Source organism: Dokdonia sp. Hel_I_63 (assembly GCF_007827285.1).
Classification (GTDB): Bacteria; Bacteroidota; Bacteroidia; order Flavobacteriales; family Flavobacteriaceae; genus Dokdonia.
The window spans coordinates 1363529-1386365 of sequence record NZ_VISD01000001.1; the positions used below are offsets into that span (position 1 = coordinate 1363529).

Below are 22837 nucleotides of genomic sequence, written 5' to 3' on the forward strand. Positions count from 1 at the left end.
CGTAAAAAAAACAGCGGGCAACAGTTTACAATCTCACGACTGCAAACTGTTACTGCTTTATTATAATTATCTCAACTTCTTATCAGATAACCCAAGTCCCTTTGCAAGGTTAGATAGGTTGCTGAATAAGGTTTGCTCATCATTATCTGAAGACTTAGATTTTAAGTCCATCAAAAGATTTGCGATGGTCACATTCTTAAGATCCTCAGAAGAGATGCCGTACTTACCTGCAAATTCTTTTACTTTTTCAAGCAAGTTTCCCTTTACATCATCACTACCTAAAATGGCATCTTTTACCTCATGCACGGTGTCAGAATGCTTCACTAGTCTGTCGTATCCTTTGGCCTTTGTAATTTGCCCGATAATCTGGTCAAAGAACATGGTCTCACCACCTACAATATCAATGTTTGCGGCTTTAAGTGCATCACCAATAACTTGTGCTTGAGCATCTGCAATATCTTTCTGGATATTGATTTCAGCAAGGTCAACTTGAAGTTCTTTATCAAGACGTAGTTTAAACTCTTCGTGGTCTTTACCTACACCGTCAAGTTTCTTCATTGCATTGGCTTTCTCTTCGATTCCCGCAGCATCTGCAAGAGCTTTCTCTTTGATTACATCTGCCTCTGCAAGTCCGTCTTGGCGTTTTGCTTCTGCTTTTGCTTGAATTCCGGCTGCTTCTGCAAGTGCCTTCTTCTCAATGATAGTCGCTTCTACAATACCTTGACGCTCGTTTGCATCTGCCTTAGCGTGCATTACTTGCGCCTCAGACATACCTACGGTTGCTTCTTCCTTAGCTTGTGCTTCGGCAAGAATCTTACGTGCATCTGCTTCTTTTTCACTTGCTTCTTTATGTGCAAGCGCTTCGATATTAATTTCTTCAGCTTTTTGCTTAGCAGCTTCTTTAGATGCCTCAGCAGCTTTGATAGTTTTAATCAAATCTTCTTGAGCAGCACTCTCAGCATTTGTGATGGTAACTTGTTTGTTACGATCTGCAGTTTTGAAAGCCTCAATATCTTTCATATTTTCCTGCTCTTCAACCACTCCTTTTTCAAGAACTACGCGGTCTCTTATCACATCTTGAATGTTCTTTTTCTCAACTTCTACTACTTTCTCTTTTTCAATCTGAGCGAGTGTAACTACGCGTTCTCTTTCGGTTGCTTCTAGTAAACGATCTTTTTCTACACGTTCAGTTTCTACAGCCTCGGTACGTTGCTTGTTCTTTTCGGCAACTATAATCTGGCGTTGCATATTTTCTTCGGCAACTTTTACTTTTTCTTCGGTTGCGATACGAGCTGTTTCAGACTTGAGGCGCTCTTCTTCTGCTACCTTTAAAGTTTCGGCACCTTCACGAGATTTTATGTTGGCAATCTCACGGAGTTGTTGTTCTTCTTTTTCAGCAAGTTGTTTGTCTAGTTCAAGGATTGCTTCACGAGCTTCTACATCTTGCTTGCGGATGGTTTTTTCCTCATCACGCTTAATCAAGTTAGATTGCACGTTTTGTGCAGCAGTAAGGTCTGTGATCTTCTTAATACCTTCTGCATCAAGAATATTATCTGCTTTTAAATAAGAAACAGACGTTTGCTCAAGATAATCGATTGCACAATCTTCTAGTGTATAACCATTAAGATCTGTACCGATGATATCTACAATCTCATCACGAAACTCACGACGGGATTCATATAACTGTATAAAGTCAAATTTCTTACCTACGGTTTTAAGTGCTTCAGAGAATTTTGCTTCAAAAAGATCCTCAAGTGTTTCTTGACGTGAAGCTCTTTCTACACCAATCGTTTGTGCCACTTTTTTGATGTACTCAACTTCGTTATTAACACGAACAAAGAATGCCACTTTAATATCTGCACGCATGTTATCCTTACAGATAAGACCTTCGGTAGCGAGACGCTCAATTTGGATTTTCTTTACCGAAACGTCCATTACTTCTACACGGTGGAATACTGGAACTACATAAAGTCCCTTGTCTGTTGCAACTTTTGTTCCTCCAAATCCAGTACGGACCAAGGCTTGACCTTGATGTACTTTTTTGTAGAACATCGCGATGATTGCGAAATAAACGACAACGAGAAATAAGAGGATTCCTATTCCGGTAATTACAAACGATGGGATTGCATCCATAGAAACTGATTTTTTTGGTTTTGGTTAATTTTCTTTTAAATAATAATGATTGGTATCAGCATAGATTAATCTTTACTGACGTAGAAATAATTTTTATCTGTTGATTGTTTGATGATTAGGACGCTTTCGCGAAAGCGTAACTCAGAACCATCTAGTGATTTCACATAAATGCTCATCGTATTGCCATCTGCCTGAAGCTCTGCATTACCCATTTTATCTCCAGAAACTGTGGATAATAAAGTGGCTTGTCTACCAAGAAAATCTACTGCCTTGTCTCCATCTTTATTCAAATTCTTGAAGAATGACTTGAAAGGAGTCGTGATAATTTTATTAATAAATAGCGCAGGAATCATAAAAGCTAAGACGATAAGGTGCCCAAATGTATTCTCGTAACTTCCTGTAATAGATGTTACAATAAGGGAACAAAACCACCATATAAAGATCCAAAAAGTAAACGTAAACATAAATGGAAGTCCGACAAAATTGAAGTAAATCAAAACGACTTGCCACCATTTAAGAGGCTTACGTTTTCTATTTACAACGTGTGATCGATCTACCTCTGCATTTGCTACATCTGAGAAATCCATATTGCCGCCTTCGAGACCAGAATCCAGATCAATATCTGCATCTACGTCCACATCGATATCGATGTCTACATCTACATCTAGATCAAAGTCTACACCGCTGATCATTGTAAATATCCAATAGACAAGGAGTAGAGACAGTAGTATCGTTAACGTGATGTTTACTGGTGAAAATAAAATTTCGAAATAGTTATCCAATGGTTGGTGGTTTTAATGGTTCATAATCCAAAGTGCTAGTAACGCAATGCGGTGCGTGCTTATGCTTTGTCCTTGTCGAGACCTAGTTGTTCCTTAAGCTTTGCAAGTTCGTCGTCTACTTTTTCTTTGCTAGTATCTGCTGCAGCATTAATCTCGTCGTCTATGCTTTTATTTGCATTTGCAATATCGCCATAAGCATCTGCAAGTGCTTCTTCTTGAGCTACTTTTTCCTTCATACGTTCTAGCATACTTACGGTTCCAGTGCTATCAAGAGCAGCCATTTGCTTGTTTACATTCTTAGTGGCAGAGCTTACTTTTACTCTTGCTTTAAGTGTTTTAAGCTCATTCTCCCAGTTGCCTATATTATCTTTTATAGTCTGGATAGTAGATTGCAGCTGGGCTACATTTCCTTCAAATTTTGTTGTGTCTTCACCAGCGCGATCTGCATGCGCTTGTGCTTCTTCCTTTTTGGCAAGCGCTTCTTTTGCTAGACGGTCTGCGTCTGTAGCTTCCATAGAACCTGCGTGTGCTTTCTTAAGAATGGTAATTGCTTTACCTTCATAATCTTTTGCTTTCTCTTGGTGCTCATCGCGCTCGTTTTTTGAGCGTATTGCCATGGCTTTTACTTGAGCCATTGCTTCTACACTTTTGGCAAGATCTTCTTTCATATCTCTTATGCCTTGCTCGGTCATTTTAATAGGATCTTCCATGTTATCTATAGAAGCATTTGCCTCTGCCTGGCCTATTTTAAAAAGTCTTTTAAATATGTTCATAACGTTGTGTTTTAGTATTTTGAAAATTCGATAATGTGATCTGAGTATTCACTCATTAATAAACTGAGCGAGTTTAAGCTTCCTTCTAGTTCGTTTAAATCTAGATTTTCTATTTGTAAGGTATCTCTAAATATTACTTTCTTACCTGTCTCATCTAGTACAAATGCTCCATGAATGATATCGCGGTTTTTTTGTAGCAGACTTTTAAAAATCTTTTCAGACTGATTATTTATGGTAAAAATAAACTGCTCTATGATTAAGATAGGAGGAGCGACGCCTAGAATGAGGTTTTTAATTCCTGAGTTTTCCTTTTGTACTACCATAATACCATCCTCGGTGTTTTCGGTGGTGATATTGAAGTTAAGTTCAAGTAGAAAATCTCGTGTTATGTTAAAGTGGTTCTTCATAAAGAGTGTTGATGTTGTATTCCAATGCGTTGGAAGGTTAATAATACGAAAACTTGTCTCTGTAAATACCCAATTGTTTATAACTGGCTCAGGATGTAAATAATTAAAGTGGTCATAATGATTGTTTTTTGATTGATGAATGTTTGATGATGCAATTACGCTTTCACGAAAAAGCTAAATAAATTAGCAAAATTGAATTCTTTTTGCTAAAATTGTTAGGTAAATATACAGATAAATTTACAATTTGCAAATAAAATTAGCAAAATATGTCATTTTTTGGAAAAAACATACGAAAGATTAGAACTGTCAAGACATTGAGTCAGCAGTCGTTTGCAGAGCTGTTTGACTTGAAAAGAGGGACGTTAGGAGCTTATGAGGAAGGTAGGAGTGAACCTAAAATAGATACTATTATTAAGATTGCTAATTATTTTAGCATACCTATCGATGACTTGCTAACAAAAGAGCTTACGGTAAATAGTTTACTCAAATTCAAAGCAAATCTTACAACAGATCATGATATCATCACAAAGCAAGCCTTTGCAAGTATTCCTTGCATAACGTCAAAAAATGCAAAAGAATATCTTCTCTATAATGATAAAGAAGCTTTTGTAAGTGATATGCAAGTATTACAGTTGCCTATCAATCCTGAAAAGGAGTTCAGAGCATTTACGGTGGATAATCTAGAGATGAGTAGTAATGACAAAGGACTCTTCCCTAAGGATATTGTAATAGGGGAGATGATACCGAAAGATGTTTATAAAAAGCTAAATAATGGTCATCTAGTGCTCGCTGTATTTGAAGATCAGCTCGTATTGAGGCGATGCTATCTTTCTGAAAATACCATAACACTGCGTGCAGATCATAAGAATATAGATGATCTTGAATTCCCTATCCAGGAAGTGAAAGAGCTGTGGCGCATACGCTATGTGTTTTATCATAGAGTGCCAGAACTTGCAGATGGACTTGAGGAAAAAATGGCAATGCTTCAAGCGCAATTCTTACAGATAAAAGGAGAATTATAAGTTTAGCGTGTATTTATAAAATAACAAAGGCTCGATGATATCGAGCCTTTGTTGTGTATTGATTTGATTGATGAGGTAGTATTTAATCTTTTGAACGTATGATACCTCCAGAATAACTTTCCTTTGGTTTGTCTACGTTTGCTGGCTTTCCATAATAATTTATGACACCACCTGATGATGCATCTGCTCGAAGATCTTGTGATGCATATACATCCATCACTCCTCCAGAAGAAGCATCTGCAATAGCAGATACAGATTTGAGCTTACTTATTCTTGCAACACCACCACTAGAAACAGATGCATCTACGCGATTTGCTGTTCCTGAGATGCGTACTACGCCACCGCTACTTACATTTGTCTCTACGTCATTTACAGTAACCTCAACACGTAATGTTCCTCCGGATGATGCGTCCAGATCTATTTCATCTCCAGTGAGCGCTTCTTTTGTAGTAAGACTAGCACCACTGTTTACACTCACTTCGGTAAGGTTTTCTGAGTAGGTTACAAAAACCTTTTTTGAGGTAGCATTTTTTATGTTATCCTCGCAGTATATTTTTAACTTTCCGTCTTTCACATAAATTTCAGCTGCATCTACTAGATTTTGATCGGCTTCAAGTATTACGCCATTTGTATTTCCTTTTTCTAAAAAGACTTCCCAGCCATTACCAGCAACTACTTCGTCAAAGTCTTCTGTGATGTTAAAATCTTCTGTAACTACATTTCCGTCGCCATTTATTTGCCCAAGGTTAATGTCAAACTGACAAGAGGTGACGAGTATTGCAGTAAGAAACCCAATAATAAATTTGATAAGTGTTGTCATGGTGGTTGGTTTTAGATTGATGAATAATTAATTGTTTTGATTGATGATGTAAACTTCTACAAAATTACTTTTCTTTAAAACTTTAAGCTACCCAGTTGTAGATTATGGGTGCTCAACTGTCTATTGATTTATTCTACTTCTAAAAGATCTTTTATTTCTCCGTTTTTGTTAAATGTCTGGATTTTAGGATTTCCTTTATCATCTACATAAATCATCATTTTAGGCGCTCCATCTGGTCCTGCAAGAAATAGCCCAGAACTATTACCTTTTGTTTTACCTATAAACAAACGATTTACGGGTCCTTCGTTTTCCATTAATTCATTTATTTTCTGCTTTCTCTCTTCATCATCTTCTATAGAGCGCAGCTTCATAAGCTTATTGTTGCGCTTCTCCATATTTGATCCAATGGGGTATTGGTTTATTGATATACCTCGTTTTATATAGGCTTTTCCATCTTTATAGTACTCGTCATTAAGGATTTGTACTACTTGGTCATCTTTGTAATTATCCATTGTAAAAGACATTCCGGAGGTTACTTTTCCATTTTTAATTTTTGTTTTATACACTAAGCCTCCACACTCATCACCTTCATTATTAAAGAATATAATTCCAGAAGGCCGCTCTCTTCTATCCATTTCTTTTCCATTCATTCTGCCAGAATGTTGTCTGTCTTCATTACTCAGCACCATTCTAGGTAGGTTATCCTCACCTATGACTGTTAATTTTTTTACAATAAGCTCGTCATACGATTTGTTATTGTCTTTTTTACTAAAACTACTAAGTGCAAATGCGGAAAATACTAATGCACTTACTACAGCGTAAGTAGTTAGAATGTTAATTTTTTTGTCAAGTTTTTGGGTGCTTTGATGGTTGGTCATTTTAGTTGATTTAATGATTGATGATTAGTAATTGGGAACAATTCTGCTTTCGCGAAAGCTTAACCTATGCCAATGTATTTTATGTGCGGCTGAGTTGTAGACATCACTAGTGCAGGCTTATTACACGAGTGATTTTCCAGCCATTTTCTGTTTTTTTAAATATGGTGATAAACTTACTAGGTTCAGAATAGCTGTCTTCCATAAGATTATGAAAACTGTGTTTCCCTAGAGCGATGGCTCCAAAATCCTTAATCTTATGCACTTCAAATGTATCTGGAGTAAGTATTCTTTCCACCTTGCCGCATATATTTGCCTTCATGGAGGTCATATACTCTTCCTTGCTTGTAGCGAGTCCTCCTTTATCATGGTAAAACTCTAAATCTTCTGATATGAGTGAAGCATGAGTCTCGAGGTCACACGTATTGTAGGACTCAAAAAGGGCAGCATCTGTAGCTAGAATCTCTTTGTAAAGATCACTGTCTTTAGAAACCTGTGCTACTCCAATTATAGGGAGTAGCAGCAGGATTGTAATAAAATTAGTGAGCTTGGACATTATCTCTTATTAATTAATCGAATTTCTATCAATTTGAGGAGTCGGTGGAGGCGTAGGAGAGTTTGGAGCTTGATTATTTGTCTCCCATGCTGGTGTATCTTCACCTTCTCTATAACTACGCTCTTCCCAAGCGTCATTATCATCAGACTGTTGCCAAGAATTATCATCATCATTGTCACGATCCTCAGGACAAGTGCTGCATATAAGTTTGCCATTACCTACGGTAAGAAATTTTTCTTCATCACCATTATCTAGAATATCACGATACTGTCTGTCATTTCTATGGTAGGAGTAAGTATTCTCATCTGCGATGAGTGTAGCTCCTTCTGGGAGATACACAATAAACTCAACACTTGGTCTTACATGTCTATATTGTGCATCTCTTTCTCCAGTAAAAAAACCATCTATGGCTAGTTCGTTATCAGATAAGTCATAGTTGAGCATCATGGCTTCTGCTTGTTCCTTTGCAACGTCATATGATGATCCTTTCGTTCTTTTTACTGTTTGCACATATGCAAGACTGTCACGAGTAGATCGTACTATAAGACGCACATTTCTATACACAGCTACATCTTCTGTATTGCTATTAATAAGCTGTACATATTGAGAAGACCTCCCAAAAGGGATATCAAAACGCTCGCTTCCTCTCATTTTGATACGTAGCGTATCGTTCTTTGTAATAGCTAGTGTCTCTGTAGTAGTCACCTTTGATGACTCGAGGTTAGAATACTGTATAGCCTGTTTTACAGAAAATACTCCAATGGTGATTGATGCGATAAGCCATAATCCTAATAGGCTTAGTTTTGCACTTAAAGGCATTGATTTTACATTAGAAGAAAGAATTTTTAATCCTAAGTAAAACAAGAAGAAAAATGGAATCCCAACTGCAAATAATACAAGTAGTAACATGAGCCATATAGGTAAACCTGTATCATTAGAAATCCACGGCATGTCTGCTAAGTTAGGAGTGAAAATATCTACCACTCCTCCAGTAAGTAGTGTGATTAATAATGAAATCACCACTGTAGCACCCGTGATTATTAATAGTACGCCCACAATTTTTGCAATGATTTTAAAGAAGAACATGATGATCTTTCCTAAAGTCCCAAAAACTCCTTGAGCTCCTGTTTTTACTTTATTACCGTACTTATCATAATCTACGTTTTTAACCGTGTCTGCAACATTTTCAAATCCTTCTTTTACTTTCTCTGTGATATTGTCAATGTTAACAGCCTTTCCCCGCATTGCGAGTTTATCTGCAGTAGATTGTGCTTCTGGTACAAATACCCATAACGCAAGATAAATAAGAGCTGTGCCACCAAGTGTAAACCAAGTAAGTGCAATTAGTAATACCCATCCTACACGAACCCACAAAGGATCAAGTCCCATGTAATGTGCCATACCACTAGATACACCACCTATGTATGCGTTATCTGTATCTCTAAAAAACCTTCGGTCTGAGATGCGCTTAGCTTGTTGTGTTTTACTTGAAGAGCGGCTAGATGATTTTTGAGAAGATGCTGTATCTTCAAAAATATCGTCATCTACCATGTAATCTTCTGGCTGTCCCATGATAGCGATAACCTCGTCAAGCTCCTTAGTGCTTATAACCTGGCGTTCGTCTTTAATACGTTCAGAAAAAAGTTCTGAGATACGCGCTTCTATGTCTGCTATGATTTCGTCTTCCCCTTGTACGCCTTCAAAAGAACGTTTGATGGCAGCAAGATATCTCTGTAATTTACCGTAAGCATCCTCATCTACGTGAAAGAAAACCCCTGCTAAATTTATGTTTACTGTCTTATTCATTTTGTTGCGGTTTTAGTGGTGGTTACTACCGTTACTGCGGTCTGTAACTCATCCCAAGTGGTTGAGAGTTCTTTTAAAAATATTTTACCTGTTTCGGTAAGTCCGTAATATTTACGTGGCGGCCCGCTGGTAGATTCTTCCCAGCGATAATTGAGCAAGCCTGCGTTTTTGAGTCGTGTAAGTAGTGGGTATATCGTTCCTTCCACCACCAGCAACTTAGCGTCTTTAAGTGTGCCTAAGATCTCTGCTACGTAGGCATCCTCGTCTTTTAATACAGAGAGGATACAATACTCTAGCACGCCCTTACGCATCTGCGCTTTGGTGTTTTCAATCTTCATAGATGTTCATTTTTTAAATGCATTAAACTGTTCGCTTTTGTCCCAATAACTTTCGGGAGATTGATTGATTGATTGATTGATTGATTTTTCTTTTTTTACGCTTTCGCGAAAGCGTACCTCATATATTAAACTACCGTGTTATCCTCAATAGGTGATGAAGTCTCTTGAGTCTCTCTAGAATCTGAAACCGAAGCCGCAGAAATAAAGTTGATAGTAAGCGGGAATTTATAAATACCTCCTTGCGATGCCTTAACCGCTGCTGAAATCACCGTTATAATTTCTAAAAGAAAAATTCCCAATGCAAGAATGGCAACCACTATTGCGGTAATAAGAAACCCTCCCAAGTCTGCAAAATCACTCGGATCATTTATATAGCCATTTGTGAGTAAACTCTCGCTTCCATTACCTGCACTTATTGCGAAATAAATAAAGAATGGAATGCTAATGACAACTAAGGCAATGAGGTATAATAGAATACTTAATTGAAAATTGATTGCATCTCTACCATGCTTATCTATAAAAGCAGCATTCCTTTTTTGAGCGCTCCATAAAATGAGAGGTGCAATAAAATTTCCAAAAGGAAATAAGTATTTAGAGAATGTAGATAGGTGTATTAATGTACCTATATTTTTTTGATGTGTTGTAATGCTAGTTTCCATAGTCTATTAATGTCTTATGCAAATATATGTCTAAAAAAAGGTACTTTGTAACGCATAGTACTAAAAATTAACTTTTAATTAAGATTTAGGAGTCTGCTTACTTCAAGAGAAATAAATAACTAATGTCTTGTAAATGTGGTGATGTTGCGTATTACAGCTTGTTAAACTGTTCTTTTGTCTGAAAATTTTAGTTTGGAACTTTTTGAAATTTAACATTTTCATGAGCGTCTTAAATTTGCATCATTGAAACCAATTAAGGTTTTTTACAATTAGAAAGTCATGCAAATAAGACATATTTTTAAAACCCCTTTGTGTATAATAGCCATGTTGTTAACTCAATTAATGTGGTCTCAAGTAGGGGTTAATACTACAAATCCTACTACAATGCTGGATGTAAATGGTGATTTGCGCGTGCGCAGTACTACAGCAAGTTCATCTACAGATGATATACCTTTAGTGATAGACAGTGAGGGTAATGTGAAGAAGCAACTTAGTAGTTTGCTAGGTAACTTTAGAGGGAGGCTGCTTACAGATTTTGATTCTCGTCTGTCGATCAATACACCAAATGCTAATGGTATATATAAGATTAATACAATGACAGAACTTATAGATGCGGGAGGAGATTTTGATATTGCCACTAGTAGTTTTACTGCACCTCTTACAGGAATCTATGAAGTTACAATTACGTTAACCATTTCAGGTTATTCTACAGCTAGCACTAATTATGTAGCAGGTTTAATGGATGATACAGGTTCTTGGATAATGAGATTTTCAATGCCTAGGGAAGAGGTGAATGGAACTGGAGCCGTGGGAAGTGCAAAAACATATACAGGTATTGCAGAGCTAACGGCAGGTAAGGTTTATGATTTTGGATTTGCATCAGGTGATTTTGTTCTTCTTGCTAATCCTGTGGGGTCCACAGGTACGGGTATAGGGAGTTACTTAAAAATACAGTTGATAGACAATTAAAGATTTATATATTCTTTCTTAAAAGGTTCTCATTTGGGAACCTTTTTTATTGCCTATTTTTGCTTCAAATAAGATATTATGTCATTCCCCTTACCTGGTAAATTCAACACGTTCACAATGTTTAAGCTTCCATCTGCGTGGCTTTCGGGAGTACGTGTAAAAAAACTTTCTCCTAACTCTTGTACAACTTCTGTAAAACACAGATGGATTAATCAGAATCCATTTAATAGTATGTTCTGGGCAGTACAAGGTATGGCGGCAGAGCTTGCTACGGGAGCTTTAGTAATTGCTCACATACAAGAAAGCGGTCAGAAAATATCAATGCTTGTAGCAAACAATAATGCAAGCTTCACAAAAAAAGCTACAGGTAGAATTAACTTTGTGTGTGATGATGGTCTAGCTATTAAAGAAGCTATAGCAAATGCTGTAGCTACTGGAGAAGGACAAACATGCTGGATGAAAGCTATAGGGACAAATAAAGATGGTGTGCAAGTATCTGAGTTTAACTTTGAGTGGACACTTTTAGTAAAGAAGCCTCGTAAATAATAAGTAACTTCGTTTTCAATAAGTTTTATCCATAAGTCTATCTGTCTCATGCGCTTTATGTAGAGACTAAAATCTAATCCATGAACTTTATCCTTTTTGACGGAAACGTACGCAATCAGCTCTTACCATTCACGTACACAAAACCTGTTGCAGACTTGCGTGTAGGTATTATGACCATACGTGAAAAGTGGGAGTTTGTGCTTGGCTCAACGACCTCAACTGTAACAGAAGAGTATCTTTCAGATAAGTGGCCCATGATAGAGCTTGAAGAAAATGTGATGATTAATGCATCCTATCTTCCTTCAGACAACTTAGCTGATATTATTAAAAATTTGTCATCAAAGCAAGTGTTGCTTGATGGGGAAGAAATAATCGCGTTTTCAGTACAAGAAGGTCAAGAAGTAGCTTTTGACACTTATGAGAGTATTGACTATACGGCTTCAGATATTTTAAGGATCGAGCATACCTGGGATATTTTTGCCAAAAATGGAGAAGCAATCACTAGAGATTTTGAGATGCTTACCGAGGATAGAGATTCTGAAGAGATACCAGCACACGTAATAGCGATAAATAAAGATCAGATATTTATAGAGGAAGGAGCTACGGTTCATTACTCACATCTCAATGCTACAGATGGGCCTATCTATATAGGTAAAGATGCAGAGATTATGGAGGGCGCACTCATACGTGGCCCTTTTGCAATCTGTGATCATGGAGCTGTAAAAATGGGAGCCAAAATTTATAGCGGCACAACCATAGGTCCTCATTGTAAAGTAGGCGGAGAGGTAAATAACTCCGTGCTTATGGGCTATTCAAGTAAAGGTCATGATGGTTTCTTAGGAAACAGTGTACTAGGAGAATGGTGTAATATAGGTGCAGATTCTAATAATTCTAACTTAAAGAATAACTACGCTCCTGTTAAGTTATGGGATTATGAAACAGGTCGCTTTGCAAATACGGGACTTCAGTTTTGTGGGTTGATGATGGGAGACCATTCTAAGTGTGGTATAAATACCATGTTTAATACTGGTACAATGGTAGGAGTGGCGACAAATATCTTTGGAAGCGGATTTCCTCGCAATTTTGTTCCTTCTTTTTCTTGGGGAGGCGCTAGCGGCTTTGTGACACACAAGACCAATAAAGCTTACGAAACTGCAAAAATTGCCATGGCACGTCGTGATCTAGAACTTACAGAACAAGATGAAGCAATCCTTAATCATGTTTTTGAGGAGACAAAGCAATATCGTAGAGAGTAAGCTTGTCAATAATTTTAATGGCTATAAGGATTAAACGTATTTGTGAATATCAAATCCCAAGGAACTACAGCGAGTAGCAAGGTCAGTATTACAAACCCCAAAATGGTGAGGAAAATGATTTTATACAAACGCACTTTATTCTCATAGCGTATCCGCTTTCTTATTTCCATTAACTGATCAAAAGTTGCTTTTTTTGGGTCTACCCATTTCTCATTGGTACTCGAGACAAAAGATAGGTTTCCTACATTTCTCTTATTTTTAAGTAGATTTCTATTATTACGTATTACTTGATTTGCTGCAAGAGCTGCTCCACCGAATCCCATATCATTTTCATTTTGGTTACATAGATATGTAGCTTAATAAAAGTAAATGTTACAGTGTGAATGTTTTGTAGATTCCATGATAGCAGGCGTTAAGAGTTATGTCGTCTCAGAAAACTGCAGTAATATCATAGAGCGAGGATTATTGCGCTTTCGCGAAAGCGGACTTAAAAAATTAAAAATTAATCAGAGAATTTTTAATTTCTGAGGAGGATTAAGACATAGAAACTAGCAAAATACTAATTACTGCTAGTCCAATTCCAACCCAGTTTTTAGTTAGTAATTTTTCTTTAAAAAGTAGAATTCCAATAAAAGTGCTCACCATCACAATGGCTACATTATTTACTGTAAATAATGTAGAACTCTCAAAAGCCGAATCTCGAAGGGCCATCACAAGCATGACAATAGAAAAGTAATTAGGAATCCCAAGACAAATCCCGGCAATCACATTTTTAATCTCAAATTTAAATGTGCCTTTAATGACTTGATACATGATGACCAAAAAACCAATACAAGCAGCTGCTCCAAAAATAGTTGCGCCAAAGATGGGTACATCACTCTCATTTACATAAGCACCTTCTATAAATTTTATACTCGTGTCTATAGCTCCGCTGCCTAAAAACACAAGGATAGGGAAGATGAGGTTTTCTTTCTTTATAGCAATCCCATCTTTTGCTTTTATAGAAGCAAGATACACAGCGACAAGTGCCGTTAGAATTCCTGTAATCTTTAGTATGCCTAGAGATTCTCTGTAATAGAGTACACCAAAAAGTATTGGGATAACCACACTCATTTTAGTAGCAACAGAGACTACTGAGAGTCCGCTGCGTTGTGTGGTTGCTGCCATTAAGTTAAAAACAAGAATAAATAATACTCCTAGCCCCGCCGATGCGTAAAACCAAGATTGCTCAGGAATTACAGCGATAGACGTGGGTCCGTCATACAACAATAGTCCGCAAGAACAGGCAATCACATAATTTACAATGATTGCGTGCAGGGTGTTTACATTAAACTTTGCAAAAAGTTTAAATACTACAAAGATGAAACTAGATGCAGCAATACTAAGAAGTAAGTAAATCAAATGCTTGAGTTTTTATAATAGTGTAGGGTGTCGTCTAGAATCGTGTCTGTTTTTTCTAATAGAAAATGCTGCGAGAGTTGAGGTGCTTTTGTGCCTTTAGAAAAGCTAGTGTTGCCTTTAAAAATACGTGCCTCATCCCAGAGATTTGCATCAATAAAATGTTGTAATGTCTGCGCGCCACCCTCTATAATTACAGATTGGATTCCTTTATCATAAAGTGTCTCACTTATGAGTTGAGAATCTGTTGATGCTATTACAAGTGTCTCAGCTTCCTGATTAAAAACGGTAAGGTTGTTATCTAGATTTCCTTTAGTATCAATAACAACTCGTATTGGGTTTTTACCTTCCCAATCTCGCGTGGTTAAGCTAGGATTGTCTTCTAGTACGGTTTTTCCGCCTACGAGAATTGCCATTTCCTCGCTGCGCCATTTATGAACGAGTTGTCTCGAGTAGGGATTTGTAATCCATACAGGTTGCTGAGCATCTCGTGTTTTTGGAGCGATAAAACCATCTGCTGTTTCTGCCCACTTTAGAATGACGTAAGGTCTCTTTTTCTCGTGATAGGTAAAGAAACGCTTGTTGATTTCTTGACATTCTTTTTCTTGAACACCCACGGTGACATCAACTCCAGCTTGTATTAATCTCTTAATACCAGCGCCTGCTACTTTGGCAAAAGGATCAATGGTTCCTATAACAACTTTTTTTATACCAGAAGCAACTACAAGATCTGCACATGGCGGTGTTTTCCCCCAGTGCGAGCAAGGTTCTAGAGATACATATAAGGTTGATTTTGCTATTAGTTCTGGAGTATTCGCTTTCGCGAAAGCGATACAATTCACCTCTGCGTGAGGCCCACCATAATCACTTGTATAACCTTCGGCTATAATCTTGTTGTTGTGCACGAGTACTGCACCCACAGAAGGATTAGGCATGGCTACGGGAAGTCCATTTTTTGCTAGCGCAATACAGCGATTTATGTAGGTGTTATGTATCTTCACAGCACAAAAATAACCCTTTGTAAGTGATGGACAAACCAATCATTAGACCGATTAAAAAAGAAGACAATGCTCAAGTAGCGGCAGTGGTGAGAAAGGTACTTGTAGATCTAGGCGTTCCTAAGGTAGGGACTGCTTATGCAGATGCTGCTTTAGACACGATGTTTGAGCATTATAGCAGACCAAAAGCTGAGTATTTTGTGGTGGAGGACAACGGAATAATTATAGGGTGTGCAGGTGTTGCGCAACTAGATAATTATGATGGTAATGTGTGTGAGTTACAAAAAATGTATTTTCTAGAAGAGGCGAGAGGCCGCGGTATAGGGTCGCAAATGATGGATGCTTGTCTTAATCAAGCACGTGATTTTGGTTTTGATCAATGCTACCTTGAGACCATGCCTTATATGGAGGCGGCTCAGAAGTTATACAAGCGTACAGGTTTTAGATACATAGACGGCCCTATGGGTGATACAGGGCATTTTTCTTGCCCAGTGCATATGATAATTGATTTATGAATATAGACGAGTTTCGCATTGATTTCAGGCAGCAGCTCGCAGGTATGTACGAGCGAGAAGAGGTGGAAAACCTTTGCTTTCTTACCTTAGAACATGTGCTAAAAATGAATAGGGTAGAGGTTTCGCTTTCGCGAAAAATGGATATCTCCACATCTGCCCTTACACAATTGAATGATGTAACTGGTAGATTATCACGTAGCGAACCTATCCAATATATCGTAGGTACTACAGAATTTTACGGGATAGAATTTCAAGTAAATCCCGCTACCTTAATACCTCGACCAGAAACCGAAGAATTGGTTGATTGGATTATTACAGATAAAGCTGAGAGCTTTGTCAAGAGTGAGACGCAAGAAAAATTGAAAATTCTTGATATAGGAACTGGTTCTGGATGCATCGCAATCTCGCTAGCTAAATATATGTCAAAGGCGCATGTTGAGGCGATTGATATTTCTCAAGATGCACTTGCAACAGCGTATCAAAATGCAAAAAGGAACGAAGTAGATGTTACTTTTTACAATCAAGATGTGCTAGCTGTAGAGGAACTAGAGCACAAATATGATATTATCGTGAGTAATCCTCCTTATGTGCGTATGCTCGAGAAAAAGGAGATGAGAGATAATGTGCTTAGTAATGAACCAGATAGCGCGCTCTTTGTCTCAGATGATGACCCATTGATTTTTTATAGAAAAATAGGTGAGCTAGCTTTTGAAAGTCTTTCTGTAAATGGATTCTTATATTTTGAGATTAATGAATACTTAGGAAAAGAAATGATTGATCTTTTAAAAGTAATAGGCTTTGAGAATGTGGAGTTGCGAGAAGATATGTTTGGAAAAGATAGAATGATTAAAGCGAGTCGCTAGAGATTATTATAATTGAGAAATAAAGGGAAGCACTTTATGCTTGCTTAAAATTAAATAGCTATTATGAAATTAACATCACTATGCGTGTACTGCGGAAGCAGTGCAGGTACAGATCCAGAAATTATAAAGCAAGCTCAAATACTAGGTAAGACACTGGCTGAGCGAGATATTACGCTCATATACGGAGCTGCCAAAATTGGTATTATGGGCGCCGTGGCTCAAGGAGCTCTCGATTACAACGGTGAGGTAGTAGGTGTGATTCCAGAATTTTTAAAAATAAAGGAGGTTGTCCATACAGGACTTACGGAGCTTATCGTAAATGATACCATGCACGAGCGTAAGATGGAACTGCAAGAGCGTTCTGATGGATTTATTACATTGCCAGGAGGCTTTGGAACTATGGAAGAGCTTTTTGAAGTGCTGACCTGGAGCCAACTAGCATTACACCAAAAACCGGTGGGTATGCTTAATGTAAATGGCTTTTATGATGATCTTTTAAGTGCGCTTAGAAATATGGTAGATAAAGGATTTTTAAAGCAAGAAAATTACGATATCCTTCTTGTAGATACCACGGTAGAAGGGCTTCTTGATCAGATGGAGAATTTTAAGCCTATGGCAATGCCTAAGTGGTTAAAGGCTTCACTCGAATCTAAGAAGTAATAGAAGACCTTCTTTTTGTTAGGTGAAAATGACTTATATACACTGTTTGTAAGTGGTTAATTAAACCTCCGATATTCTCTGAATATCGGAGGTTTAATTTTTAATTTTGTTATTATGACAATAGAAGAGCAAATCCTCGCTTTACGCAACGAACTACAATCACATAATCATAGCTATTATGTGCTAGATACACCAACGATATCAGATTTTGACTTTGATCAAAAGCTAAAGCAACTGGAAGCGCTAGAAGCGGCTCATCCGGAATTTGATGACCCTAACTCGCCTACGCATCGTGTAGGTGGAGCGGTGACTAAGAATTTTGAGACTATTGTGCATGAGCATAGAATGTATTCTCTTGATAACTCCTACTCAAAGGAAGATCTTCAAGATTGGGAAGCGCGTGTTAAGAAAATGGTAGATGGAGAGGTGAATTACACCTGCGAACTCAAATACGACGGAGCTTCTATAAGTCTTACTTATGAAAATGGAGAGTTGGTTAAAGCAGTGACAAGAGGAGATGGTTTACAAGGAGATGATGTGACTACAAATATTAAAACAATAAAGTCGGTTCCTTTAAAGCTCAAGGGTGATTATCCTGAAAAATTTGATATACGTGGGGAGATTGTATTGCCATGGGAAGGTTTTCATGCCATGAATGCAGAGCGTGAAGAGCTAGGTTTTGAGCTCTATCGCAATCCAAGAAATACAGCCAGCGGATCTTTAAAATTACAAGATAGTGCTGAGGTTGCTAGAAGACCACTGCAATGCCTTTTGTATAATATTACAGGTAATAATCTAGGTATTGCTACCCAAATGGATAGTTTGCAGAAAGCTCGCGATTGGGGTTTCCGCGTTCCTGAGGCCGCAAAACTGGCAAAGAATATTGATGAGGTATTGGAATTTATCAATCACTGGGATGTGGCAAGGCGTGACTTACCTTATGAGACAGATGGTGTTGTGGTAAAAGTTAATGGATTACAACAGCAAGAAGAGCTGGGCTATACGGCAAAGGCGCCAAGATGGGCAATGGCATATAAGTTCAAAGCAGAACAAGTTTCTACACGCTTGCGCGAAATAACATACCAAGTAGGTCGCACAGGAGCCATCACACCAGTCGCAAACCTGGAACCTGTTGAGCTTGCAGGAACTACTGTAAAACGAGCGAGTTTACATAATGCAGACCAAATAGAGCGACTAGATATACGAGAAGGTGATGAGGTGTTTGTAGAAAAAGGAGGAGAAATCATCCCAAAAATTATAGCAGTAGATCTTACAAAGCGCCCAGCAGATTCTGAACCTACAACATATATTACTGAGTGTCCAGAATGTAGCACGTCGTTAGTGCGTAAAGAAGGCGAGGCACAGCACTATTGCCCGAATGACATGGGCTGTCCCACTCAAATTATAGGTAGAATACAGCATTACATCTCTAGAAAGGCGATGGATATTGATGGTCTAGGTGGGGAAACCGTGGCACTCTTAGTAAACGAAGGGTTGATAGTAAATTATGCAGATTTATATGAACTCACGGTGGAGCAATTATTACCACTAGAGCGTATGGCTCAAAAAAGTGCCGAAAATCTAGTAAGCGGAGTGCAAGCTTCGGTGCAGATTCCTTTTGAGAAAGTGTTGTTTGGTTTGGGGATTAGATATGTAGGTGAGACTGTAGCAAAGAAACTAGCTAAACATTACAAATCTATTAATGCGATTATTTCGGCAACAGAGGAAGAGCTGGTTGCGGTGGATGAAATAGGAAGTAAGATTGCAGAAAGTGTAGTGGCATTTTTCGCGAAAGCGGAACATATTACACTCATAGAGCGTTTAAGATCTTACGGAGTACAATTAGAAATTTCTGCAGAGAAACTTGCCAATCAATCTGACAAACTAGCGGGATACATATTTGTAGTGTCTGGTGTTTTTGAAATGCCTCGCAACGAATTGAAAAAGTTAATAGAAGATAATGGCGGTAAAGTGTCTAGTTCTATTTCTAGTAAAACAACCTACGTTGTGGCAGGAGATAAGATGGGACCAAGTAAGTTGCAGAAAGCAGAAAGCTTAGGAGTAACAATCATATCTGAAGAAGAATTCTTAAATTTAGTTATTGGATAAAATTAATATACAAAACGGAAGGTCATATAGGACAGCTGGTTTAATTACTGGTCTGCTTATTATGCTTATAATGGGGTTTTGGAATATATTTTATTCATTCTATCTGTATCCTATATTTTCACTGTCTTTGTTTATGTACGAATACAAAGAGACCAATAAATTTAATATTGTGTTTTTTTTGTTTTTGCTAAGTACAAATATTACGGAGATATTGTTTTTGTTTGATTATGACACTTACGTTGTAATAGCTTCTCTCTTTTCTGTTATTTCATCTATTTGCCTACTTCTTCTGCTTAAGCCTGTTCTTAAGAAACGTTCTAAGGTTTTTTCTCAGCACTATATTTTAGAGCTTATAATTGGATTTTTAGGTTTTGGGTTCGTGCTAGGTTATCTTATATATTCCATAGCTCCAGTAGTTCCAGATTTAAGCATTTTCATAATTTCTACAATAATATTTATTATTACAATCGGAGCATATTTTATTACGCCTAGCTACAACAAGCATACAGGCAATATTTCTCTTTTTGCTATTGGAGGTGCATATATGGGTGAAATGGTTTTTGCTTTTATATATAAATACATTTACCAAGAAATCGGTTTTCTTCTTGTAGGAGGGATTTTTACTATTTATTTAAAGGTAGTCTTGGCAACTTATTTGACTAAGATAGATGCTATTTCAGATTTTGATGGTAGTGGTACAAATGTTTGATAAATAGGGGATTCTAAGTACTGTATCTTCTTGAAATATTAATTAATAATCACGAGTTGAGGGTTTTATTTCTTAATAGTTACTGGATTTTAGTAATTGAATATTTTGTAAAACACAGATAATGTGGTAGTTAATTGTTTTGGTTTAGTTAGCTTTGAAGTATCGATAGGGTTTATGGCATACACGGACGTAACTATAGACTAGCGGCAATTTCAACTACGATTTTAATTGTAATTGTAACGATTGTTTTAAGTCTTGAGGCTTCCTTTTATCTTTACCCAATATTTGGAATCTTATTGTTTTTATACGTTTTCAAGGCAACTGGACAATTTCACTTTCCTTTCTTGATTACACTTATTTCAGGAATCACTGCAGAGATATTCTTTTTAATCGATTTCAATAAGTACACTTACACCGTATCTATAGCAATGGTTTTTTGTTTTTTATCAATGCTTTATGCGTTAAGGGAGGTTATGCGCTTTCGAGTTGAGAACTTTCCTAGGCACTTGTACCTTGAGGTGTTATTGGGAGTTTTTTCGGTGACTACTTTTATAGGTTATTTAGCTTATGAGATACTTCCAGAAATAGCTCATTTAACCGTCTTTTTGATTTCATTTGCGGGGTTACTTGTTTTTATTTTATTGCTGTATGCAATTCCATTGTTTAATAAGCACCCATCAAACCTTTTATTAACCTTTATTGCTACCGCAGTGCTAGTAGAGTCTGCTTTTGCGTTTATTTATAAGTATATTCTTAACATTGATTTTTTTCTTTTAGTAACGCTCTTTTGTGCAGGAATAGCCAAGGTTGTGTTTGCAATGTTTTTAACGCGCTTAGAGAGCACTAAGAAAATAGATGAAGCGTATATTTAATACGTTTCAATTATTTTTCAGTTTAAAAATTAAGAGAAAATGATGTTACAAGATTTACACGTCAAGTACTAAACTCGATGACTTGAGCTTGTTAGATTCATCAAGATAGAAATCTATCCTCCCTAAGTTAATACCTCCCCAACCCACTTGATTAACAAGCACAAATTTTTCATCTTTATTCTGGACGATTGTTGGTTTTTCTAAGAATGTGTGAGTGTGACCACCTATTATTAAATCAATTCCAGCAGTTTTTGCAGCTAGTGTGAGGTCAGAGATTTTGTCTTCGTTCTTGTAAGAATATCCAAGATGCGATAAACAAATTACGATATCACATTGCTCTTTGTTTCTAAGTGCATCTACGGTGTCTGTGGTTAGTTCTATAGGGTCGAGATAGGAAGTCTCTTTAAACATCGTTTTATTTACAAGTCCGCTGAGTTGTATTCCTACTCCAAAAACGCCTATACGCACGCCATCTTTTACAAAAACTTTATAGGGTTTTGTAAGGCCATCCATAATGGTGTTTGAGAAGTCATAGTTAGAAGAAAGCAGTTCAAATGATGCATTAGGCATTTGGGCAGCAAGACCGCCTATTCCGTTATCAAAATCATGATTACCTATAGTTGCTGCATCATATCCCATCATAGACATAAGCTTGAACTCTAGTTCTCCACCGTAAAAGTTGAAGTATGGAGTGCCTTGAAAGATGTCTCCAGCGTCTAGAAGAAGCGTGTTTGGATTTTCTTTACGCACATTTTGAATAATGTTCATTCTACGAGCGGCTCCTCCTAGATTTGCATATTTAGGGTCGTTTGATGGAAATGGCTCTACATGACTATGTACATCATTAGTGTGAAGTATTGTGATGTGCTTTTTACTTGGTTTTAGGAGTGAATTATTACTCATTCCCATAGTTAACCCTCCTAAACCTATAAGGCTACTAGCAGCTGCAGTTTGTTTTATAAATTTTCTACGTATCATTTGCTATCTCTTGTAAATCTATTGTCTCTCACCGGTGCTATAGTGTCATATTTCTTGAAGTAATCTATGAGCACATTTCTAATTTTATAGTCTAAAGAGAGTACACTTATTGGGTTTTCAAAAAAGGTCATATTATCTCCACCATTCATGAGGTAATCATTTGTGGCGATAAAATAAGTGTTATTATCAGCAACCTCTTTTCCTTGAACTAGGGCTTTTTTTATTTCGCCGTCATCTGATAGTTGAATTTCCATTCCAGAGATAGGGTGAGCAGTTCCATTTTTTAAGTATTGAAACATAGCTTTCATTTGCTTGCCACTTAACTCAACAACGACTACTTCATTTTCAAAAGGCATTAACTCATATGCTGTACCTGTAGTAATAGATCCTTGGTTAAGTGCAGAGCGTATCCCTCCGTAATTTAATAGAACGGCATGAAATGGGTATCCCGCTCTTTTTTCAAACACAGGATTTGTCATTTCATAAACAGCATCTGCCATCATATTTCCCACTGCTGTATTAAACTTGCCATCTTTTTTTGTGTAAGATGCAGGTGCTACAGCAAGCACACTATCCATTTCTGCTCGTATGGCATTTTTATAAGGACTTATAAACGATACAATTTCGGCGTTTTCTTCTGTGTTGCTATTTACAGTAATGAGTTCGCTTTTTATACGTTCTGGTGCGTAGTGGAGGTCTTTTTTGCATGAGACTACTGTTGTATATATAACAATACAACTAATGATAGTTATAAGCGTTGTTCTCTTCATTTTTGTGTCATAAGTAGCAGTAT

25 protein-coding genes are annotated in these 22837 nt (G+C 37.2%); 10 read left to right on the top strand and 15 right to left on the bottom strand.

The genetic code is table 11. The features are described from left to right. Positions 1-66: 66 nt before the first annotated feature. The 4 genes from JM84_RS06015 to JM84_RS06030 all read right to left on the bottom strand — a co-directional run bounded on the left by JM84_RS06015 (position 67) and on the right by JM84_RS06030 (position 4095). Positions 67-2133 (bottom strand): SPFH domain-containing protein, encoded by a 2067-nt coding sequence (locus JM84_RS06015; protein ID WP_013749946.1) that lies wholly within the window; start codon positions 2131-2133, stop codon positions 67-69. A 65-nt stretch (positions 2134-2198) separates the two neighbouring features. Continuing rightward, on the bottom strand, positions 2199-2915 hold the full coding sequence (locus JM84_RS06020; protein WP_013749945.1) for an OB-fold-containig protein: 717 nt from the start codon (positions 2913-2915) through the stop codon (positions 2199-2201). A 59-nt stretch (positions 2916-2974) separates the two neighbouring features. After that, positions 2975-3688 carry a PspA/IM30 family protein gene (locus JM84_RS06025; protein ID WP_013749944.1) on the bottom strand — a complete coding sequence of 238 codons (714 nt, stop codon included), beginning with the start codon at positions 3686-3688 and terminating at the stop codon, positions 2975-2977. Between the two features lie 11 nt (positions 3689-3699). Then, entirely contained in the window at positions 3700-4095 is a 396-nt protein-coding gene (locus JM84_RS06030; protein WP_013749943.1) for a molecular chaperone Tir, read from the bottom strand. A gap of 266 nt (positions 4096-4361) precedes the next feature. On the opposite strand from JM84_RS06030, the gene JM84_RS06035 reads away from it, so the two are divergent. Continuing rightward, positions 4362-5117, top strand: a complete 756-nt coding sequence (locus JM84_RS06035; protein WP_013749942.1) for a helix-turn-helix domain-containing protein — start codon at positions 4362-4364, stop codon at positions 5115-5117. Between the two features lie 82 nt (positions 5118-5199). Here JM84_RS06035 and JM84_RS06040 read toward each other — a convergent pair whose 3' ends face one another. From JM84_RS06040 to JM84_RS06065, 6 genes are all read right to left on the bottom strand, one after another. Further along, positions 5200-5937: a head GIN domain-containing protein gene (locus JM84_RS06040; RefSeq protein ID WP_144783248.1), complete on the bottom strand. Its 738-nt coding sequence runs from the start codon at positions 5935-5937 to the stop codon at positions 5200-5202. Positions 5938-6065: 128 nt separating this feature from the next. After that, positions 6066-6815, bottom strand: a complete 750-nt coding sequence (locus JM84_RS06045) for a hypothetical protein (protein WP_013749940.1) — start codon at positions 6813-6815, stop codon at positions 6066-6068. A gap of 106 nt (positions 6816-6921) precedes the next feature. Further along, positions 6922-7368, bottom strand: a complete 447-nt coding sequence (locus JM84_RS06050) for a nuclear transport factor 2 family protein (RefSeq protein ID WP_013749939.1) — start codon at positions 7366-7368, stop codon at positions 6922-6924. A gap of 9 nt (positions 7369-7377) precedes the next feature. Next, a complete protein-coding gene (locus JM84_RS06055) occupies positions 7378-9174 on the bottom strand; it encodes a PspC domain-containing protein (protein ID WP_144783250.1) in 1797 nt (598 codons plus the stop codon). Further along, complete coding sequence (locus tag JM84_RS06060) at positions 9171-9512, bottom strand: PadR family transcriptional regulator (protein WP_013749937.1); 342 nt, start codon at positions 9510-9512, stop codon at positions 9171-9173. The genes JM84_RS06055 and JM84_RS06060 overlap by 4 nt, the downstream gene beginning before the upstream one ends. A 125-nt stretch (positions 9513-9637) precedes the next feature. After that, on the bottom strand, positions 9638-10171 hold the full coding sequence (locus JM84_RS06065) for a DUF4870 domain-containing protein (RefSeq protein ID WP_013749936.1): 534 nt from the start codon (positions 10169-10171) through the stop codon (positions 9638-9640). A gap of 342 nt (positions 10172-10513) precedes the next feature. Between JM84_RS06065 and JM84_RS06070 the strand changes: the two genes are divergently transcribed. From JM84_RS06070 to JM84_RS06080, 3 genes are all read left to right on the top strand, one after another. Next, entirely contained in the window at positions 10514-11140 is a 627-nt protein-coding gene (locus JM84_RS06070) for a hypothetical protein (protein ID WP_041295596.1), read from the top strand. A gap of 78 nt (positions 11141-11218) precedes the next feature. Continuing rightward, positions 11219-11686, top strand: a complete 468-nt coding sequence (locus JM84_RS06075; RefSeq protein WP_013749934.1) for a DUF4442 domain-containing protein — start codon at positions 11219-11221, stop codon at positions 11684-11686. A gap of 80 nt (positions 11687-11766) precedes the next feature. Further along, positions 11767-12942 carry a GlmU family protein gene (locus tag JM84_RS06080; protein WP_013749933.1) on the top strand — a complete coding sequence of 392 codons (1176 nt, stop codon included), beginning with the start codon at positions 11767-11769 and terminating at the stop codon, positions 12940-12942. 14 nt (positions 12943-12956) lie between these two features. On the opposite strand, the gene JM84_RS06085 is transcribed toward JM84_RS06080, so the two are convergent. From JM84_RS06085 to ribD, 3 genes are all read right to left on the bottom strand, one after another. Then, positions 12957-13265, bottom strand: coding sequence for a hypothetical protein (locus tag JM84_RS06085; RefSeq protein ID WP_013749932.1), 309 nt, complete (start codon positions 13263-13265; stop codon positions 12957-12959). A gap of 211 nt (positions 13266-13476) precedes the next feature. After that, positions 13477-14343 carry an EamA family transporter gene (locus JM84_RS06090; RefSeq protein WP_144783252.1) on the bottom strand — a complete coding sequence of 289 codons (867 nt, stop codon included), beginning with the start codon at positions 14341-14343 and terminating at the stop codon, positions 13477-13479. Next, complete coding sequence (gene ribD, locus JM84_RS06095; RefSeq protein ID WP_013749930.1) at positions 14340-15341, bottom strand: bifunctional diaminohydroxyphosphoribosylaminopyrimidine deaminase/5-amino-6-(5-phosphoribosylamino)uracil reductase RibD; 1002 nt, start codon at positions 15339-15341, stop codon at positions 14340-14342. The genes JM84_RS06090 and ribD overlap by 4 nt, the downstream gene beginning before the upstream one ends. Positions 15342-15367: 26 nt before the next feature. Between ribD and JM84_RS06100 the strand changes: the two genes are divergently transcribed. The 6 genes from JM84_RS06100 to JM84_RS06125 all read left to right on the top strand — a co-directional run bounded on the left by JM84_RS06100 (position 15368) and on the right by JM84_RS06125 (position 21066). Beyond that, complete coding sequence (locus JM84_RS06100; protein WP_013749929.1) at positions 15368-15853, top strand: GNAT family N-acetyltransferase; 486 nt, start codon at positions 15368-15370, stop codon at positions 15851-15853. Then, a complete protein-coding gene (gene prmC, locus JM84_RS06105) occupies positions 15850-16716 on the top strand; it encodes a peptide chain release factor N(5)-glutamine methyltransferase (RefSeq protein WP_013749928.1) in 867 nt (288 codons plus the stop codon). The genes JM84_RS06100 and prmC overlap by 4 nt, the downstream gene beginning before the upstream one ends. Before the next feature lie 63 nt (positions 16717-16779). Continuing rightward, positions 16780-17376, top strand: coding sequence for a TIGR00730 family Rossman fold protein (locus JM84_RS06110; RefSeq protein ID WP_013749927.1), 597 nt, complete (start codon positions 16780-16782; stop codon positions 17374-17376). A gap of 114 nt (positions 17377-17490) precedes the next feature. Next, positions 17491-19485, top strand: coding sequence for an NAD-dependent DNA ligase LigA (gene ligA, locus JM84_RS06115; protein ID WP_144783254.1), 1995 nt, complete (start codon positions 17491-17493; stop codon positions 19483-19485). Continuing rightward, positions 19478-20194 carry a hypothetical protein gene (locus tag JM84_RS06120; protein ID WP_041295595.1) on the top strand — a complete coding sequence of 239 codons (717 nt, stop codon included), beginning with the start codon at positions 19478-19480 and terminating at the stop codon, positions 20192-20194. Before ligA ends, JM84_RS06120 begins: the two co-directional genes overlap by 8 nt. Before the next feature lie 539 nt (positions 20195-20733). Further along, entirely contained in the window at positions 20734-21066 is a 333-nt protein-coding gene (locus tag JM84_RS06125) for a hypothetical protein (RefSeq protein ID WP_144783256.1), read from the top strand. A gap of 54 nt (positions 21067-21120) precedes the next feature. Here JM84_RS06125 and JM84_RS06130 read toward each other — a convergent pair whose 3' ends face one another. After that, positions 21121-22044 carry a bifunctional metallophosphatase/5'-nucleotidase gene (locus tag JM84_RS06130; RefSeq protein WP_144783257.1) on the bottom strand — a complete coding sequence of 308 codons (924 nt, stop codon included), beginning with the start codon at positions 22042-22044 and terminating at the stop codon, positions 21121-21123. After that, positions 22041-22814, bottom strand: a complete 774-nt coding sequence (locus JM84_RS06135; RefSeq protein WP_144783259.1) for a 5'-nucleotidase C-terminal domain-containing protein — start codon at positions 22812-22814, stop codon at positions 22041-22043. The genes JM84_RS06130 and JM84_RS06135 overlap by 4 nt, the downstream gene beginning before the upstream one ends. Positions 22815-22837 lie beyond the last annotated feature (23 nt).

What these genes read in the sequence shown, in the direction of transcription:
- JM84_RS06015 (WP_013749946.1), bottom strand. Translation starts at nt 2,133, where the DNA reads ATGGATGCAATCCCATCGTTTGTAATTACCGGAATAGGAATCCTCTTA.
- JM84_RS06025 (WP_013749944.1), bottom strand. Translation starts at nt 3,688, where the DNA reads ATGAACATATTTAAAAGACTTTTTAAAATAGGCCAGGCAGAGGCAAAT.
- JM84_RS06030 (WP_013749943.1), bottom strand. Translation starts at nt 4,095, where the DNA reads ATGAAGAACCACTTTAACATAACACGAGATTTTCTACTTGAACTTAAC.
- JM84_RS06035 (WP_013749942.1), top strand. Translation starts at nt 4,362, where the DNA reads ATGTCATTTTTTGGAAAAAACATACGAAAGATTAGAACTGTCAAGACA.
- JM84_RS06040 (WP_144783248.1), bottom strand. Translation starts at nt 5,937, where the DNA reads ATGACAACACTTATCAAATTTATTATTGGGTTTCTTACTGCAATACTC.
- JM84_RS06045 (WP_013749940.1), bottom strand. Translation starts at nt 6,815, where the DNA reads ATGACCAACCATCAAAGCACCCAAAAACTTGACAAAAAAATTAACATT.
- JM84_RS06050 (WP_013749939.1), bottom strand. Translation starts at nt 7,368, where the DNA reads ATGTCCAAGCTCACTAATTTTATTACAATCCTGCTGCTACTCCCTATA.
- JM84_RS06055 (WP_144783250.1), bottom strand. Translation starts at nt 9,174, where the DNA reads ATGAATAAGACAGTAAACATAAATTTAGCAGGGGTTTTCTTTCACGTA.
- JM84_RS06060 (WP_013749937.1), bottom strand. Translation starts at nt 9,512, where the DNA reads ATGAAGATTGAAAACACCAAAGCGCAGATGCGTAAGGGCGTGCTAGAG.
- JM84_RS06065 (WP_013749936.1), bottom strand. Translation starts at nt 10,171, where the DNA reads ATGGAAACTAGCATTACAACACATCAAAAAAATATAGGTACATTAATA.
- JM84_RS06070 (WP_041295596.1), top strand. Translation starts at nt 10,514, where the DNA reads ATGTGGTCTCAAGTAGGGGTTAATACTACAAATCCTACTACAATGCTG.
- JM84_RS06075 (WP_013749934.1), top strand. Translation starts at nt 11,219, where the DNA reads ATGTCATTCCCCTTACCTGGTAAATTCAACACGTTCACAATGTTTAAG.
- JM84_RS06080 (WP_013749933.1), top strand. Translation starts at nt 11,767, where the DNA reads ATGAACTTTATCCTTTTTGACGGAAACGTACGCAATCAGCTCTTACCA.
- JM84_RS06085 (WP_013749932.1), bottom strand. Translation starts at nt 13,265, where the DNA reads ATGGGATTCGGTGGAGCAGCTCTTGCAGCAAATCAAGTAATACGTAAT.
- JM84_RS06100 (WP_013749929.1), top strand. Translation starts at nt 15,368, where the DNA reads ATGGACAAACCAATCATTAGACCGATTAAAAAAGAAGACAATGCTCAA.
- prmC (WP_013749928.1), top strand. Translation starts at nt 15,850, where the DNA reads ATGAATATAGACGAGTTTCGCATTGATTTCAGGCAGCAGCTCGCAGGT.
- JM84_RS06110 (WP_013749927.1), top strand. Translation starts at nt 16,780, where the DNA reads ATGAAATTAACATCACTATGCGTGTACTGCGGAAGCAGTGCAGGTACA.
- ligA (WP_144783254.1), top strand. Translation starts at nt 17,491, where the DNA reads ATGACAATAGAAGAGCAAATCCTCGCTTTACGCAACGAACTACAATCA.
- JM84_RS06130 (WP_144783257.1), bottom strand. Translation starts at nt 22,044, where the DNA reads ATGATACGTAGAAAATTTATAAAACAAACTGCAGCTGCTAGTAGCCTT.
- JM84_RS06135 (WP_144783259.1), bottom strand. Translation starts at nt 22,814, where the DNA reads ATGAAGAGAACAACGCTTATAACTATCATTAGTTGTATTGTTATATAT.